12 protein-coding genes are annotated in these 13,850 nt (G+C 72.7%); 3 read left to right on the top strand and 9 right to left on the bottom strand.

Going from position 1 to position 13,850, the window contains the following annotated elements; translation table 11 throughout:
* Nucleotide 1: 1 nt before the first annotated feature.
* The 3 genes from ACFZCD_RS20200 to ACFZCD_RS20190 form a co-directional block, all read right to left on the bottom strand.
* Complete coding sequence (locus ACFZCD_RS20200; RefSeq protein WP_391832663.1) at nt 2-997, bottom strand: ABC transporter permease; 996 nt, start codon at nt 995-997, stop codon at nt 2-4.
* Nucleotides 994-1,941: an ABC transporter ATP-binding protein gene (locus ACFZCD_RS20195; protein ID WP_391832661.1), complete on the bottom strand. Its 948-nt coding sequence runs from the start codon at nt 1,939-1,941 to the stop codon at nt 994-996. The genes ACFZCD_RS20200 and ACFZCD_RS20195 overlap by 4 nt, the downstream gene beginning before the upstream one ends.
* A 135-nt stretch (nt 1,942-2,076) precedes the next feature.
* A complete protein-coding gene (locus ACFZCD_RS20190) occupies nt 2,077-2,607 on the bottom strand; it encodes a CGNR zinc finger domain-containing protein (protein ID WP_391832659.1) in 531 nt (176 codons plus the stop codon).
* Nucleotides 2,608-2,785: 178 nt separating this feature from the next.
* Here ACFZCD_RS20190 and ACFZCD_RS20185 point away from each other — a divergent pair, with 178 nt between their 5' ends.
* From ACFZCD_RS20185 to ACFZCD_RS20175, 3 genes are all read left to right on the top strand, one after another.
* On the top strand, nt 2,786-3,511 hold the full coding sequence (locus tag ACFZCD_RS20185) for an AzlC family ABC transporter permease (protein ID WP_391832657.1): 726 nt from the start codon (nt 2,786-2,788) through the stop codon (nt 3,509-3,511).
* Nucleotides 3,508-3,819 (top strand): AzlD domain-containing protein, encoded by a 312-nt coding sequence (locus ACFZCD_RS20180; RefSeq protein ID WP_391832656.1) that lies wholly within the window; start codon nt 3,508-3,510, stop codon nt 3,817-3,819. Before ACFZCD_RS20185 ends, ACFZCD_RS20180 begins: the two co-directional genes overlap by 4 nt.
* Before the next feature lie 98 nt (nt 3,820-3,917).
* Nucleotides 3,918-4,658: an RraA family protein gene (locus ACFZCD_RS20175; protein ID WP_391832654.1), complete on the top strand. Its 741-nt coding sequence runs from the start codon at nt 3,918-3,920 to the stop codon at nt 4,656-4,658.
* 283 nt (nt 4,659-4,941) lie between these two features.
* Here the strand turns inward: ACFZCD_RS20175 and ACFZCD_RS20170 are convergent, their stop codons facing one another.
* From ACFZCD_RS20170 to ACFZCD_RS20145, 6 genes are all read right to left on the bottom strand, one after another.
* Nucleotides 4,942-6,741: a prolyl oligopeptidase family serine peptidase gene (locus ACFZCD_RS20170; protein WP_391832652.1), complete on the bottom strand. Its 1,800-nt coding sequence runs from the start codon at nt 6,739-6,741 to the stop codon at nt 4,942-4,944.
* 132 nt (nt 6,742-6,873) lie between these two features.
* Complete coding sequence (locus ACFZCD_RS20165) at nt 6,874-7,944, bottom strand: hypothetical protein (protein ID WP_391832650.1); 1,071 nt, start codon at nt 7,942-7,944, stop codon at nt 6,874-6,876.
* 446 nt (nt 7,945-8,390) lie between these two features.
* The gene (locus tag ACFZCD_RS20160) at nt 8,391-9,461 is read right to left on the bottom strand and encodes a hypothetical protein (RefSeq protein WP_391832648.1); all 1,071 of its coding nucleotides are present in this window, start codon (nt 9,459-9,461) and stop codon (nt 8,391-8,393) included.
* Nucleotides 9,462-10,005: 544 nt separating this feature from the next.
* Complete coding sequence (locus ACFZCD_RS20155; RefSeq protein WP_391832646.1) at nt 10,006-11,412, bottom strand: MFS transporter; 1,407 nt, start codon at nt 11,410-11,412, stop codon at nt 10,006-10,008.
* 159 nt (nt 11,413-11,571) lie between these two features.
* Nucleotides 11,572-12,222: a hypothetical protein gene (locus tag ACFZCD_RS20150; RefSeq protein WP_391832644.1), complete on the bottom strand. Its 651-nt coding sequence runs from the start codon at nt 12,220-12,222 to the stop codon at nt 11,572-11,574.
* 399 nt (nt 12,223-12,621) lie between these two features.
* Entirely contained in the window at nt 12,622-13,848 is a 1,227-nt protein-coding gene (locus tag ACFZCD_RS20145) for a cytochrome P450 (protein ID WP_391832642.1), read from the bottom strand.
* Between the last annotated feature and the right edge of the window lie 2 nt (nt 13,849-13,850).

Here is a 13,850-nt window from a genome sequence, read left to right as displayed (position 1 = left end):
CTCACAGCGCGCGCCGCCGGCCCCACCACAGGACGAGGGCGAGGAGGGCGAGGGCCGCGGCCAGCACGAGCGCGGCGTAGGTCCACTGCATGCCGGGCATCTGGTCGTACCCGAAGTATTCCAGGCGTTCGGCGACGATGCCCTTGTTCGTCCTGCACTCCGCAGGGGTGCGCTCGTTGAAGCACGTGCCGAAGCCGTGGAGCCCGCCGTGCGCGTCGACGGTCCAGTTGTCGTGCCGCACGGCGCCTTCGGGCAGCTTCGGCTGGCCCTCCTCGACCGGGTTGACGAGCACGCGCGGCGTCGCGAGGAACCGCACGAGGTAGTGGGACACGACGAGGTCCCAGGCGAAGGCGAACCCGAGGGTGATCCCCATGGCGGTCAGGGTGCGGCGGACGAACAGGCCGCACGCGACGCCCACGGCGAGGTAGAGCAGGGCCAGCGCCACGGGCACGGGGCCCGTGTTGAGGAAGACGTTGTCCGAGGTCCACACGCCGCCCTCGAAGAGGTCGTGCGCGGGTTCCCACCAGGCGGTGAAGGCGGCCGAGAGCGCCGCGGAGCACGCGACGGCGATCAGCGCCGCCGTGCCGAGCTTGACGGCGAGCCAGCGGCCGCGGGTGACCGACTGGGTGGTGACCAGCTTCACGGTGCCGCGTTCGCGGTCCCCGGAGATCAGCGGGGCGCCGAGGAAGACGCCCGCGACGACGGGCACGAGCGACATCAGCGTGGCGGCGTTCCGGAACGACTCGGCGTACGCCTGCCCGGAGGCCTCGACGAGCTTCAGGGGGCCGTGGGTGCGGGCGGGGTCGAGCCAGGAGAGCGTCACGTGGCGCTGCCAGAGCATGTGGACGCAGCCGGCCGCGGCCAGCAGCAGGCAGGCCACGAAGGCGGTGCGGTGCTGGCGCCAGGCCAGCCAGGGCAGGCCGCGCAGGATGCGGGGCGGCTGCTTGCCGGGCTGTGCGGCGGCGGGGGCGCCGGGGTGCTGTACGGCCTTGCTCATGCCGCCACCTCTTCGTCTTCCTGGTTCTGCGGGCCGTCGGCACGGGCCTCGGTGGTGAGCATGGGGGGTGCGGAGGGAGAGCGCATGTAGCCCAGCAGGACCTCTTCCAGGGTGGGTTCGACGGACTTCCAGGCGCCCTCGACCGGACCGCGGGGCCTGATGAGGGCGGTGAACTGGCGGCCCACGGCGCGCGCTTCGACGACCGTGTGCCGGGCGATCTCCGCGGGGACGCTCTCGGTGAGGTGCACGCCGGTCACCAGCCGGTGGGCGGCGAGCAGTTCCTCGGTCCCGCCGGCGAGGCGGACCCGGCCGCCGTCGACGGCGACGAGGTGGTCGCACATGGTGGCCACGTCGGCCAGCCGGTGGGAGGACATCACGACGGTGGTGCCCTGCTCGGCCGCTTCGGCCATCAGCAGGCCGCCGATCTCGTGGGCGGCGAGCGGGTCGAGGTCCGCCATCGGCTCGTCGAGGAGCAGCAGGCGGGGGCGCTTGCCGAAGGCCAGCGCGAGCGCCAGGCGGGAGCGCTGCCCGCCGGAGAGGCTGCCGGTGCGGGCGCCGAGGGGCAGCTTCCCGGACCGGACGATCCGCTCGGCCGCCTCCTGGTCCCAGCGCGGGTTCAGCTCCCGGCCCAGGCGGAGCGTCTCCTCGACCGTGAACCGCGGGAACAGCGGCTTGTCCTGGGCGAGGAAGGCGGTGCCGGCGAGGACCGCGGAGTCGGCGACGGGAGATCCGAAGATCCGCAGATCCCCTTCCGTCGGCCGGACGATGCGGGCTGCCAGGCCCAGCAGCGTGCTCTTGCCCGCCCCGTTGGGGCCCACGAGCCCGCAGACCGTGCCGGCCGGGATCCGGACGGAGAAGTCCCGCACGGCCCAGCGGCGCCGGTAGCGCTTGCCCAGTCCCCGCGCCTCGACGGCCCAGCGGCCGGCGTCGTCGGCTGAAGTCATCCCACCCCGCCCGTCTCCTGCTCATTCCACTAGTCAGCTAGTGGAATGAGCATATAGACCACCCCCGCGCTGTCAATATCCGGTACGGGTGTGGACAAATAGGGCAATGCCCGGCGCATCGGGCGCGGTTCCGGCTCAGGCCGGCGTGCCCGCGGCCTTCCGGCGGGCCCGGTGGGCGGCCGCGGTCGCGCGGTTGCCGCAGATCTGCGGCGAGCAGAAGCGCCGCGACAGGTTGCGGGACGTGTCCACGAACACCTCGGCGCAGCGGTGGCCCACGCACACGTGGAGCCGCTCCATGCCGCTCACGGTGACCACGGTGAGCAGCCCCATGGCGGCGTTGACCGCGTACTGGTCGGCGAGGGGGGCGTCGGGCGCGGCGACGTGCAGGTGCCACGACCCGTCGTGGTCCGTGTAGTGCGGGACGGCGCGGTGGCCGGCGAGGACGTCGTTGAGCAGGGCGACGGCCGCCGCCGCGTCCGGGGCGCCGAAGACCTCGCGCAGCGCGGGCCGCAGGGCGCGCACCGCGGCGAGGTCCGCCTCGGTGGGGGCGGCCGGCGGGTGGATGCCGTGGGCGTCGAGCAGGGCGGACAAGGCCGCAACATCGGGCATCTTCTCCACATTGCGCACGATGTTGTAGGTATTGACCAGGTCCTCAGCCAGGGTCACCGAATCGTCTGAGTAACTAGTAAACCTCACCATGACTCCGTACTATGGCTGCTCGTAGACGCCACCGCATCACGTACGGAGGCGCTGTTTCCTGTTGGCCGCATGTCCGCGGAGGACGTCGATGGACTCTCAAGAGGCATTACCCGCAGAGGGGTTGGCGTCACCGTCCCCGCCCTCCGTGCCCGCCTCCGACGCCGCCCCCGCGACCGCGACCGGGGAGACCGCCGGGGAAACAACCGCCCCCGCCGCGGGATTCCGGGAGGAAGCACTCTACGGTCTGCGGGCCGCCGTGCCCCTGGCGATCGCCGTCTTCGGCTTCGCGGTCTCCTTCGGCATCGTGGCCCGCGCCGCGGGCATGGGCGTGCTGGCCCCCGTGGTGATGTCGCTGACCACCTTCGCCGGGTCCGCGCAGTTCGCCGCGGCCTCGGTGCTCGGCACCGGCGGCGGCGTCGCCGCGGCGATCGTCGCCGCCGTCCTGCTCAACTCCCGCTATCTGCCCATCGGGATCAGCGTGGCCCCCGCCATGACCGGCGGCGTCCTCAAGCGCTTCCTCTCCGCCCAGCTGGTGGTGGACGAGTCCTGGGCCGTCGGCCACGTCGGCAACGGCCGCTATTCGCGCGGCCGGCTGCTCGGCGCGGGCGTGCTGGTCTACGCCGCCTGGGTCGGCGGCACGGCGGTCGGCCTGTTCGGCGCCCATTACCTCGGGGACCCCGAGCGCTTCGGGCTCGACGTGGTCTCGCCCGTCCTCTTCATCGCCCTCCTCAAGGGGCAGATCACCAGCCGCAAGGCGCTCGCCGCCTCGATCCTGGGGATCGCCATCGCCCTGGCGCTGGTCCCCTTCGCCTCACCGGGCGTCCCCCTCATCGCCGCCACCGCCGCCTGCCTGTTGGGACTGAGGAAATGACCGGACTGTGGCTCGCCGTGCTCCTGGTCGGCGCCGTCTCCATGGCGCTCAAGGCGACCGGCCCCGTCCTGCTGGGCGGCGAGGAACTGCCCGCGGCCATGCAGCGCGTCGTCACGCTCATGGCCCCCACCCTGCTGGCGGCGCTGATCGCCACCCAGATGTTCAGCCAGGGCAAGTCGCTGGTCGTCGACGCCCGTGCGGTCGGGCTCGTCGTCGGCGCCTTCGGCGTCTGGCGGAAGTGGCCCACCCTGCTCGTGGTGGTGCTCGGCGCCGCGGCCACGGCCCTCACCCGGCTGGTGACCGGCTGACCGGGACCGCGGGCAGCCCCCGCAGCCGTCCCGCGGAGACCGTGCTCTCCCCCGCCCGTTCCCCCCGCCCCCCGCTCCCCGACCGGAAGGAGGCACCCATGACCACGGCATCCACGCCCCCCGTGGAGAGCACGGGCGTCACGGCCGCACCGGACGGCACCGCCGCCGGCACCCCGGCACCGCTGCCCACCTCGGCCCTGTGGGACGCGGGCGTCCGCCTGGGCACCGCGGTCGAGCTGCCGCCCCTGCCGCTCGCGCCGGTCGCGGCGGGCATGCGCTGCACCGGTCCGGTGCGCCGCGTCCAGCACGACGAGGGCGTGGTCTCGATCCTCGCCGGGATCGACGCGGCCGCCGCGGGCGACGTCCTGCTCATCGACAACTCCGGCCGGACGGACGAGGCCTGCGTGGGCGACCTGGTCGCCATCGAGGCCCGGCAGGCCGGCATCGCGGGCATCGTGGTGTGGGGCTGCCACCGGGACACGGACGAACTGGCCGCCATCGGCCTGCCGGTGTTCAGCCTCGGGCCCTGCCCCGCCTCCCCGCGGCTGGGCCCCGGCCGCCCGGCGGCGCCCGTCCTCCCCCGGATCGCCGGGCGGGACGGCGACGGCGTGGCGGCCGACTCCGACGGCGTGCTGTTCGTCCCGGCGGCCGCCCGCGAGGACGTGACGGTCCTCGCCGGGCGGATCGTCCGGGCGGAGCGGGCCCAGGCCGAACTGGCCCTCGAAGGCGTCAGCCTGCGCGAGCAGCTGAGCTGGGACCGCTTCCTGGAACGGCGGCGCGCCGACCCCGGCTATGCGTTCCGCTCCCATCTGGCCCAGATCGACGGGGCGCTGGAGTAGGCCGGCCCGGGGACGTACGAGGGAAGGCCCCGCCGCAGCAGCAGATGCCGGCGGGACCAGGGAGGGGGCTCCGGAATCCCGTCCCGCAGGCGCGACGAGAACGCGAGCACGGCCAGTCCGTTCACCGATCCGTTCAAGGAGGGCTCCTCTCCCCATGCCGTCGACGTCGGTACAGGCACAGCGGGCTCCGGCCCGGTTCCCGGTGGACCCCCGCCGCCGGGGACCGGACCAGAGCCCGCTGCGCCCTGCCCCCGGCGCGACCGGGGGCGGCTCGCAGGAGGCGTTACGGGCCGGCCGGCGGCAGATGGGTCCGCGCGAACTCCAGCTGCCGGCGGAACAGCGCCACGCGCTCCTCCACGCCGGTCACGCTGTGCCCCCCGTCGTGCACGTGCAGACCGTGGGGGACGCCGCGCTGCGCGAGCCGCCCGGCGTAGTCCCGCACCTGCTCCACGGGGCAGCGGGCGTCCTGCGCCCCGGCGAGGATGAGCACCGGCGCGCGCACGGCGTCGACGTAGGTCAGCGGCGAGGACTCCCGGTAGCGCTCGGGCACCTCGTCCGGCGAGCCGCCGAAGAGGCTGCGGTCCAGTGCCTTGATCTCCTCCATCGCGCCGTGGTGCGCCGCCGCGCAGTCGGCCACCGGCGCGCCCGCGAGCCCCAGCGCCCACTCCCCCGGCTGGGTGCCGAGCGCGAGCAGCGTGAGGTAGCCGCCCCACGACCAGCCCGCCACGACCAGCCGGCGGGGATCGGCCACGCCCCGGGCGACCGTCCACTCCCGGACCGCGGCCACGTCCTCCAGCTCGGTGAGGCCGACGCGGCGCCGCAGCGCCTCGGTCCAGGCGCGCCCGTAGCCGGTGGAGCCGCGGTAGTTGACGCGCACGACGGCGAAACCGTGGTCGGTCCAGGCGGCGACGGCCGGGTCGAAGGCGTCCTCGTCCTGCTCGTCGGGGCCGCCGTGCAGCAGGAAGACGGTGGGGTACGGGCCGGGCCCGGCGGGCGTGTTCAGCAGGGCGTGGATGCGGCCGCCGGGGCCGTCGACCCACAGGTCGCGGGCCGAGGCGGCCGGGGGCGGCGGCTGGTCCGGCAGCGGCAGCCGCGGCTCCTCCAGGAGCCCGCGGAACTCCGGCGGGCGGGCCGAGCTCGACCACAGCAGCCAGGCGTCGCCGCCGGGCCGGGTCCGCGCGTGCGCGATGACGCCGGCCGGGGTGGAGAGGCGCTCCAGCCGCCCGCTGCCCAGGTCGTAGCGGTGGAGGGTGGAGCGGGCCTCGTGGTCGTGGACGACCAGCAGCGCGCGGGCGTCCTGGGTCCACTGGACGGACACGTCGCCGGGCAGGCCGAGGCGCAGCTCGGTGCGCTCGCCGGTGCGCGGGTCGAAGAGGACGGGCTCCCAGCGGTCGTCGCGCTGGTGCTGCAGCAGCAGCCGCGCGTCGCCCCGCAGGGGCGAGAAGCCCACGGCCTCCAGGCCGCCTTCTTCGTCGTCGGCCAGGTCGGCCACGGTGGTGCCGTCGTCCGTGGTGAGGACGCGGACGCCCAGGTCCCAGAGGTCGCCGCGCTCGCTGTGGGCGATGACGGCCAGGTCGAGGGAGCGGGAGAGGTCGACGGCGTAGGCGGGTTCGTCGTGCCGGTAGAGCGGGCGGGCCGCGCCGCCGGGCAGGACGAGGTGGACGGCGGCGCCCTCCTCCGTCGAGCAGCCGAGCAGGGCGTGCCCGTCGAGGCCGACGGCCAGGCCCGAGGGCCAGTAGCGGCCGGTGGACGGCACGGCCGGGGTGTCGGGGCCGCCCGCGAAGGGCTGGCGCATCCACTGCCCGTACTCGTCGCCGTCCCCGTCGTCGAACCACCACACGGCCTCCCCGGACGCCTCGATGGCGCACTGCTGGGTGCCGGCGGGGCGGTCGGTGACGCGGCGCAAGGTGCCTGCGGCGCGGTCCCAGGCGTAGACCTGGGCGATGCCGGAGAGGTCGCTGACGAAGACGCAGCGGTCGGGCGCGCTCTTGGCCCAGGCCGGGAGGGTGTGGCGGGGGGCGCGGAAGCGCCGTTCCCACACGGGACCGTCGGCGAGGTGCTGCCGGGGTGCGGTCGTGGTCATCGAGGGGGTTCCTCCCATGGCTCCCTGAGGTGTGCGCCCCCGGTCCTCGCGCAGCGATCGGCCGGCCCCGGCGGTGGGCCGGGGCGGCCGGCGGGCAGCCCGGACCGCCGGGCGCGTGGTGTGCCGTGCGCGTCAGTGGCAGCCGCAGCTCGCCGAGGAGACCCTGTTCATCCGGCGCCGGGGCCGCTCGCCGCCGGCCTCCGTGCCGGCTCCGGCCAGGGCTTCGCTGCTGCCGAGGGCCGTGACCGTGCTCGTGGAGCAGGCCAGCGTGAGCTGGTACGGGGTCTGCGGCAGGGCGCCCAGGACGATGTGGGCGGAGACGGCGGCCTTGCCCGCGGCGGCCGAGTTGGCCTCGGTGTTGAAGGGCAGGGGCTGCGTCCCGCTGCTCAGGCCGAACTCGATCCCGGAGACCAGCGCGTGGTCCGGGTGCTCGGCGAAGAGCCGCTCCAGCTCGGCCGCGGCCGTGCCGGATCCCGTGGCCGCGGCCTTGAGGTCGGTGACGGCGCCGTTCTCCACAGTGAGCACGAGCGGGTAGTGCGACAGCCCGGTCAGCTGCTCGTAGATCTCGTGGCGGCGGTCGGCGCTCGCGCTGCGGGCGCGGACGACGGGCCAGCCCTTGACCGTGATCTGGCCGGAGAGCTCGGTGCCGGTGATGTCGGCGGCGAGGCGCAGCCGGCCGGTGGGTGCGGTCCGGACCGCACCCGGCTGGAAGACACCGGCGTCGGTCCGCGACCACGTCGGCTGAAGGTAGGTCAGCTTGGCCACGGAGCCGGTGAGCGTCTCCTCGAACTGCAGCCCGCCGGAGGCGGCGAGGGCCGAGGTGAGCCGGTCGGCACGGGCCTGCACCTCGCCCGGGTCGGTCTTCTCCAGGCCGGTGAGGACGGTGCCCGCCTGGTCGAGGGCGAGCGGGCCCTGGCCGGCACGGATCGCGGCGACCGTACGGCCGGGGCCGATGTCGGCGGACGGAGCGGTCAGCAGGGCGTCGGCGGTGGCGATCACGAGGACGTCGCAGTTGTCCGGCACCTCGGTGCGCAGGATGTCGCCCAGGGTGCGGCCGGGGGCGGCCGTCACGACGGCGCACTGCTCGTACCGGCTGCCGCCGTCGATGCGGAAGAACCCCTCGAGCGCCTTTTCCAGGACCAGTATGAAGTGTGTGCGGCCGACCGGATACTGGCGGTAGGCCTCGGGGCGGACAATAATCATCGCGACACCACTCCCAATATGCGTGTTGCGTGTCGGCGAGGCGGGTCGAGTCAGCACCTCGACCCGCCTCGCGCCAGGGCTGATTCTTCAGCCCGTCACCCGGGTTCAGCCCAGCAGGGTCCCGAGGTAGTTGCTGTTCTTGCGGACCTTGATGGTCTTCTTCATGGGAACTCACCTCCCGCCAATGGCTATTTATTATGGATGGGATGCGGGGCTATTAGCCCAGCAGGGTCCCGAGGTAGTTGCTGTTCTTACGGACCTTGATGGTCTTCTTCACGGGAACTCACCACCCTCCATCGGCTCGGATCCGGCCGGGTCACCGGGCTATTAGCCCAGCAGGGTCCCGAGGTAGTTGCTGTTCTTGCGCACCTTGATGGTCTTCTTCATGGGGAATCACCTCCCGTCTTCATGGATTTCGCGCTCCCGTCGCGTCCGCCGCGGGCCGCTCAGGCGGCCGGTGCGATGCGGACGCTCGGGGCGCCGCCTTTGTTGCCGAGCACCACTTCACCGCTCTCGGTGTAGACGGTGGTGTCGGGCGAGATGATGTCGAGGTGGTACTGGGTGAAGGGGGTGAGCCCGAGTCCCCAGTGGAGGCAGCCCTGGTCGCCGCCGTAGACCTCGTTCATCGCGTGGTTGCCCCGGACGATGTCCAGGCTGGTGTTGAGGGCGTGGCCGATCTCCCAGACCAGGGTGTAGCGGGAGTCGATCTCGAACATCGCCTGGAAGACGTCGGCGACCGGGGCGCCGGCGGGGCGGAACGGCCGGAGCGAGGTGATCGCTCCCTTGTGCACGTCGGCCACCACCGCCTCGTGCTCCAGCCCGGCCAGCTTGCCCTGGAGGCGGGCCTGGTCCTTGCGGAGGAAGGAGGGCGTGCCGTTGTGCAGGATCGGGAATCCCCGGAAGGCGATGCTGCCTTCGAGCGGGAGGTGCAGCGATTCGTCGAACTCGACGATCTGCATGGGCAGGACGCTGATCTCACCCGAGGGTACGATCTGCTGCTCGCCCCATTCAAGGGGGCCGGCCTGCTGATTCCAGACCAGGCCGTCGGCGAGGTGGTCCAGGACCGCGCGGGTGCCGTGCCGTTCGTCAACGTACACCAGGTGGTCGGTGGATTCGGCGAGCTCGAAGAAACGGTCGCTGAACTCGGCCTGCTCCTGGGCGGAGGTGCGCTCGATGACGCCCAGGAAGTGCCGGATGATGCCGAGGTCCGTCGGCGTCGAGTTGCACGCCATGCCCATCAGCTTGCGGCGCGGGCCGAGCGCTTCCTCGGACGGGGACTCAAAGAACCGGTAAGGCGAGATCACCAGCGAGTGGGAATTCTGCGGAACCGTTTCGTCAGCGAGCATCTTCTCGAAGTCGTCACCGGGCTTCAGGATGATCGTCCGGTACTCCGCGTAGGGGGCATCCTTGACGATTTCGAATTCCTGAACCATCTCCTGATTGGTGATCAGGCAGAAGATGCTCCCGTCGGCCGGGCCGAACTGACTGAATCGCGCCGGGTTGATCTTGATTGCCATAATCGGCGATACCCCCAGGTGGCTGTTTATCTGGACGCAAGAAAACAGCACCCGGTGAACCCTGCGCAATATGCCGGGGGGCAATGGCCGGATCATATGCGGGTTTGAGATCCGAACCTGCCCGTTTTGTACGGATGGTGACGCTTGACCGGTTCTGCGGGCGTCTTGCGGTAGATAAATGCACGAGATCCGGGGTCCGGGCCACGTGGCGGCCCGGGAAACAGACCGTATGCCCGCTTCACCCTTCACTTCAACCGCCCCTCCCCGCGCTTCACTTGCCGGCCACCCCGAGCTCCCTGAAGCCTCCCGGGCAAACCGGAAGGCCTCGACCCATGCACTTTCAGCCATGATCCACAGGACGGAGGGCGCTCCATCCGGCACCGCAGGCCGGAATCACCGGCTCCACACTGATGTGATCTGAATCACTCCTGATGCTGAATCAGGGATTCCGGGAAGAAAAACGCCGGGCGGTCACGCGCGGTCGGGGGTGTCCGCGCGGACCGCCCGGCTCGTATGCCGTGGCTGTCCTGTGAGCGTCAGGGCGTCACACGGCTGGCTTCTTGGGACGGGGGATGAACAGGCACGCCAGGGCCGCTGCGGCCGTCGCGACGAGGACGAAGTCCCAGCCGTGGTCGAAGGCCGTCACGGCCTCGTCCGCGCCCTTCGGCGCCCCGATGAAGGCGACCAGCAGGGCCACGCCGAGCACGGAGCCCACCTGACGGGCCATCGTGACGACGGCCGAGCCCGTGGAGAAGCTCTGCGGCGGCAGTGCGGACACGGCGGCGCCGACCAGGGTCGGGACGACCATGCCGACCCCGACGCCCGTGAGCAGCATGCCCGGGAGCAGGCCGGCGGCGTATTCGTGTGCGGTGTCGAGCCGGTAGACCCACCAGCCGATGCCGGCGCCGAAGAGCACGCTGCCGACCGCGGAGACCGCCGCCGCGCCGAACTTCTTGATGACCGGGCCCACGCCCATCGCGAAGGCCGGGACGAGGACCGGTCCGGGAGCGATGGCGAGGCCCGTCTTCAGCGGCGACCAGTGCCACACGTTCTGGCACCAGAGCACCGCGGAGAGCAGCATGGCGCCGAAGGAGATCGCGAACAGGAGGTTCGCGAACGTGGCGGGCCCGACCCCGGGGATCCTCAGCAGGCCCAGCGGCAGGATGGGCGAGGGATGCCGTGCCGAGCTGACGAAGAAGGCCGCGAGCAGGACGGCGGCGGCCAGCAGCGAGCCGAGCACCTTGCCCGAAGTCCAGCCCCAGTCCTCGCTCTTGACCAGGCCGAGCGCGAGGACCGCGATGCCCAGGGTGAGCAGGACGGCACCGGTCAGATCCAGCCGTGCGGCGGCGGGGCGGGCGGCGATGCGCGGCAGCACCCGGGCGCCCAGGAGCAGTGCGAAGACACCGATCGGCAGGTTGACCAGGAAGACCCAGCGCCAGTCGAGCTGGGTGAGCAGGCCGCCGATCACGGGGCCGAGGGCGGCGGCCAGACCGCTGATGGCGGTCCAGCCACGGACCGCGGGGATCCGCTTCTCCGGCGGGGCTGCGGCGAGCAACAGGCCCAGGGAGGAGGGGATGAGCATGGCCGCCCCGACGGCCTGTACGACGCGGGCCGCGACCAGGAGCCACACGCCGGGCGCGACGGCGCACAGCGCGGAGGCCACGGTGAAGACCGCGATGCCGAGGAGGTAGGCGTTCCGGGGGCTGGTGCGGTCGGCGAGGCTGCCGGCCGGGACGAGCAGTGCGGCGAAGACCACCGCGTAGGCGTTGAGGATCCACGACAGCGATGCCAGGGAGGACCCGGAGAACTGGGTGCCGATGTCCGGCAGGGCGACGTTGACGATGAACATGTCGAGGTTGGACATCGCAACCCCGGCTACAACGACGGCGAACACCGGTCCGAAGGCGGGCTTCGTCACGCTGACCGCCTGTCCGGCGGCAGTCTGAGTCATCGCTCTCCTCGCTAGTGAGTTGGCTTTTCCAACTCACGTGAGCATACAGCGTCCCCCGGAGGCCGTCGGTGTGATGTAGGCGTCACATCAGTACGGCCGCACCGGAGGCCTGGGGACTGCGGTGCGGCCGTACTGATGGTTTGTCAGGTCGGGGGTGCGTCAGCCCGTGACGGCCCGGTAGGCCAGGGCTCCCGCCGTCACGAGGACGACGCCGAGCACGGGGGCGAGGCAGCTGCCGCCCAGCAGCCACATGGGCAGCCGCCACGCCGTGCGGCCGGTGGCGGCACGGCGGTCGGCGAACAGGGTCAGCAGACCGGCCGGGACGATGCAGGCCGTCGCGCCCAGCCACCAGTACAGGCAGGCCGCGGGGTGCGCGGTGAGGGCGCCGGGGTGACCGGACATCACGGTCACGGCCAGTACGGCGGCCGCGGCGACGGGGGCGGGGGCGGCCAGGGCGGGCAGCCACCAGCGGGCGTCGCGACCTCCGTCGCCGCGGGCGCTTCCGGGCCGGGCCGACCGCGCCGCGAGGCGGCGGGCGAGCGATGCGGTGGGAATGACCAGGACGGCGGCCAGGACCGCGGCCACGACGGTGAGGGCGGCCAGGAAGAACGGCAGGAAGACGATGCCGAAGATGCCGCTGTCGTCCTCGGAGGGGGACAGCGGGCCCGTGTGCGTCACGGGGGACGGGTGCGCCGACGGCCAGAGCGTCAGCGCGACGACGGTGCAGCCTGCTTCTGCTACGAGGGCGCCGGTCGCGGTACTGAAGGTGGAGGGCGTCCACAGGCTACGACGTGCGGGGTGTTGCTTCACGCGACCATCATGACGTGAGGGGTGCGGACGGCTGTCCGCACCCCTGGTGCACTCGGCCTGCGGCCCTGCACGGCTGCGAGATCACGGGCGCGGGCGCCTGTACGCCCCCTGCTCGCTGCACGGCACCGCCGAGAACCGCCGTTGGGGCCGAGCGCCGTCGCGGCGGGATTAATGGGGGCGAGCACCCATACCCCCCCCCTGCGCACCCGCACTATCCATCCGCCGCGGCGGCGCTCAGCCGACCACAACGCGATCGGCGGTGCCGACCCACCCGAAGGTGAGCGCGGCACCGCCGAAAACCGCCGTAGGGGCCGAGCACCGTCGCGGCGGGATTAATGGGGGCGAGCGCCCGTCACCCCCTGCGCACCCGCACCATCCATCCGCCGCCGCGGCGCGCCCTCAGCCCAGTTTCACCGGGAGCGTGGCGAAGCCTCGTTGGACGAGCTGGTCGCGGAAGGTGGGCTCGGCGGCGAGGGCGATGCCCGGGAAGCGGCGCAGGACCGCGGGGAGGGCGATTTCCGCCTGCATGCGGGCGAGGCCGGCGCCCAGGCAGTAGTGCGCCCCGCCGCTGAGGGTCAGCGCGTGGTTGCCCCGGCGGTGCGGGTTGAACGTGCCGGGGTCCGCGTACTGCCGCGGATCGCGGTTGCCCGCGGCGATCAGGAGCGTGACCTTCGTGCCCGCGGTGAGCGGGACCCCGAAGAAGTCGAAGTCCTCGGCGGCCATGCGGTTGAGGGCCTGCGCCGCGGGGTCGAAGCGCAGCACCTCCTCCACGTAGCCGGGCGCGAGCGCGTCGTCCTCACGCAGCTCGTCGGCGTACTGGGGGTGCTCGACGGCGAGCCGCAGCGCGTTGCCGATGAGGTCCATGGGCGCCTCGGTGCCGGCGACGAGCAGCAGCATGAAGTTCGCGACGAGCTCCTCCTCGCTGATGCCGCCGGTGGTGTCCAGCTGCCGGACCATCTCGCTGACGAGGTCGTCGCCCGGCTCGGCGCGCCGCTTGGCGACCAGGTCCGTGAAGTAGACGGCGAGCTCCTCCATGGCGGCGTCGCCCGGCCGCAGCTGGGCGAGGTCCTGGATGGGCTCCAGCGCGGTGGTGATGGCGCCGACGTGGCCCCGGAAGCCCGGCTGCTCCTCCTCGGGTATGCCGAGCAGCTCGCCCATCACGGCCATGGGCACGCGGAAGGCGAACTCGTCCATGAAGTCGACCGGTTCGCCGTCCGCGCCGAGCGCGGCCAGCCGGTCCACCAGTCCGCCGATCAGCCGCTCCACGGCCGGCTGCAGCGCGGCGATCCGCCGTGGCGTGAAACCGACGCTGAAGAAGCGCCGGTAGCGGTCGTGGTCGGGGTTGTTGCTGAAGAGCATGTTCTTGGTGAGCCACCCCCAGGAGGAGTGGTCGCGCCAGCCGGGCATCATCGTGTCCTGCACGGCCCCGTCGGTCGACAGGAGGGCGGGCTCCCGCAGCGCCCGGGCGCACTCGGCGTGCCCGGTGACCACCAGCTGGCCGGGGCCGAGCGGCAGCAGCGGGCCGTAGGAGCGCAGCGCCTCGTAGAGCGGGTACGGGTCCCGCTTCCCGGCCGGGCTCAGCAGCGTCATCATCGCCCGGCCCGGGTCCATCACCGGTGTGCTCATGT

This window comes from Streptomyces sp. NPDC008001, assembly GCF_042958085.1.
Taxonomy (GTDB): Bacteria; Actinomycetota; Actinomycetes; order Streptomycetales; family Streptomycetaceae; genus Streptomyces.
Note: the sequence above shows the minus strand (reverse complement) of the source record. Positions and strands in the feature narration are given on the sequence as shown.